The sequence below is a fragment of the Neorhizobium alkalisoli genome (assembly GCF_007829835.1).
In the GTDB taxonomy this organism is placed as follows: Bacteria; Pseudomonadota; Alphaproteobacteria; order Rhizobiales; family Rhizobiaceae; genus Neorhizobium.
Genome location: NZ_VIWP01000031.1, coordinates 1 through 2,597, shown reverse-complemented (window position 1 = coordinate 2,597; position 2,597 = coordinate 1). Strand labels below are relative to the sequence as shown.

The following is a 2,597-nucleotide window of genomic DNA, read 5'->3' as shown; positions in this document are numbered from 1 at the left end:
TGCAAATTCCGAGGCAATCCGCCCCCTGATTCCGAAATGATGTCGCCCCCTGATTCCGAGAAATAGTCGCCCCCTCGTTCCGAGATGATGCCGCCCCCTTTTGAGGCATCTTTCAAGGGTGGTCTGCAGGTGTGAAGTTTCTTCCCTCGAGGTCGAGGAGGAAGGAACGCAATGCCTGCGGAGAGAGTGGAGATGCGGCGTGTCCGCGAGATACTGAGATATCGGTTTGAGCAAGGACTTGGGCACAAGTCGATTGCGGTGCGGGTTGGGACTGCGCCGTCGACGGTGCGCGAGACGCTACGGCGTGCAGCGGTTGCTGGCCTGTCGTGGCCCCTTGGTGACGACGTCAGCGACGCAGTCCTGGAGGCGGCCCTCTACAGAGGGGCCGGGACGAAGATAGGACACCGCCGCGCGCCGGAACCAGATTGGGCGCAGGTCCACCGCGAGCTGAAGCGCAAGCATGTGACGCTGCAGATCCTATGGGACGAATACATCGGTCTTCATCCGGATGGTTATCGCTATAGTCGATACTGCGACCTTTATCGCGGCTGGGCGTTGAAGCTACCGGTCACGATGCGGCAGGATCATGCAGCCGGCGACAAGCTGTTCGTCGATTATGCCGGCGACACCGTTAGCGTCGTAGTCGACCGATTGTCTGGCATGACACGACAGGCCCACCTGTTCGTTGCGGTCATGGGTGCATCGAGCCTCTCCTACGCCCAGGCGCGCTGGAGCGAAACGCTTCCCGACTGGATTGAATGCCATATCCAGGCGCTGGAGTTCTTCGGCGGCGCGCCGGCGTTGCTTGTTCCGGACAATGCCAAGGTGGCGATCATCAAGGCGTGCCACTTCGATCCTCAGGTCAACCGGACGTATAGCGCGATGGCGGCGCATTATGGTAGCGCCGTCCTGCCGACGCGGCCGAGACGCCCTCGTGACAAGGCGAAAGTCGAGGCCGCGGTTCGTATCGTCGAACGCTGGCTGTTGGGCCGCCTTCGCCATCGCACCTTCTACAATCTCGCCGAGGTCAGCGCCGCGATCGCCGACTTGCTGCATGATCTCAACGACAGGCGGGTCCTCCGTCGGGTCGGCGTCACGCGCCGCCAATTATTCGAAGAGCTCGACCGGCCTGCTCTAAGGCCATTGCCTGTGGAACGCTATGTCTTTGCGGAATGGCGTATCCGGCGTGCTGGATTGGATTACCACGTCGAGATCGAGCGGCATTATTACTCCGTCCCTTATCGCTTCGCTCGCGAGCAAGTCGAGGCGCGCATCACCGCCAATACGATCGAGATCTTCCACAAAGGCGAACGGATAGCCGCTCATCGCCGCTCCAGTGGTAACGGCAAGCACACGACGACGCCCGATCACATGCCCTCGGCCCACCGCCGTTTTGCCGACTGGACGATCGAACGCATTCAACGCGAGGCCACGTCCATCGGGCCGGAGGTTGCGTTGCTATGCGAAAAGATCCTCGCCGACCGGCCGCACCCGGAGCAGGGCTTTCGGGCCTGCATGGGAATTATCCGTCTGAACAAGGGCTTTGGGCGCGACAGAGTGAATGCCGCTTGCAGCCGTGCGCTGGAGATTGGAGCCCGGACCTACGGTTCGGTGCGCTCCATCCTCGACAATCATCTCGATCGAGCCGCCTCCACCAATGGACCAGCCTCGCATGAGCCTATCCACCACGAAAACATCCGCGGACCTCGCTACTACCACTAAGGAGAAAGAAGAATGCTTGCTCATCCAACACTCGACAAACTCAACGCCATGGGCCTGGCCGGCATGGCAAAGGCCTTTGGGGAGCTCATCTCCAACGGTGAAGCCGAACAGCTCTCGCACGCTGAGTGGCTGGGATTGCTGCTCGAACGGGAATGGAGTTCCCGCTACGATCGCAAGCTTGCTGCCCGGCTCAGGTTCGCCAAGCTGCGCCACCAGGCGACCCCGGAAGATGTCGACTATCGCAGTGCACGCGGCCTCGATCGAGCACTCTTCATGAAGCTTCTCGGGGGCGACTGGATTAATGCTCACGACAATCTGGCAATCTGCGGCCCCTCAGGTGTCGGAAAAAGCTGGCTAGCTTGCGCACTCGGTCACAAGGCGTGCCGTGACGATCGCTCTGTTCTTTATCAGCGTGTCCCAAGGCTGTTTGCCCAGCTCGCGCTTGCTCGCGGCGACGGCAGGTATGCCCGGCTGCAACGGACACTGGGTCATGTCCAGGTCCTGATCTTGGATGATTGGGGTCTCGAACCGCTCAACGAACAGGCGCGGCACGATCTGTTGGAAATACTCGAGGACCGCTATGGCCGCCGGTCAACGATCATTACGAGCCAGCTCCCCGTATCCGCCTGGCATGGCGTCATTGGAGACCCGACCTATGCCGATGCTATCCTGGATCGCCTCGTCCACAACGCCCACCGCGTGGAGTTAAGCGGCGACAGTATGCGCCGAAACCTGCCGCGCAGCGCTTGACACCAAGCCTGAACGAACTGAAAACAATACTTGCCTGCAAACCTCCTCAGAAGGGGGCGAGATCATCCCGGAATCACGGGGCGCAATCATCTCGGAACAAAGGGGCGGCTTCATCGGAATCGGCA

Annotated in this window: 2 protein-coding genes; both read left to right on the top strand. The window is 60.7% G+C overall.

Annotated features, from left to right (window positions below; translation table 11 throughout):
- Positions 1–192: 192 nt before the first annotated feature.
- On the top strand, positions 193–1,722 hold the full coding sequence (istA, locus tag FHW37_RS33310; RefSeq protein WP_145643853.1) for an IS21 family transposase: 1,530 nt from the start codon (positions 193–195) through the stop codon (positions 1,720–1,722).
- A gap of 12 nt (positions 1,723–1,734) precedes the next feature.
- The gene (gene istB / locus FHW37_RS33305) at positions 1,735–2,472 is read left to right on the top strand and encodes an IS21-like element helper ATPase IstB (protein WP_145643852.1); all 738 of its coding nucleotides are present in this window, start codon (positions 1,735–1,737) and stop codon (positions 2,470–2,472) included.
- Positions 2,473–2,597: the final 125 nt, after the last annotated feature.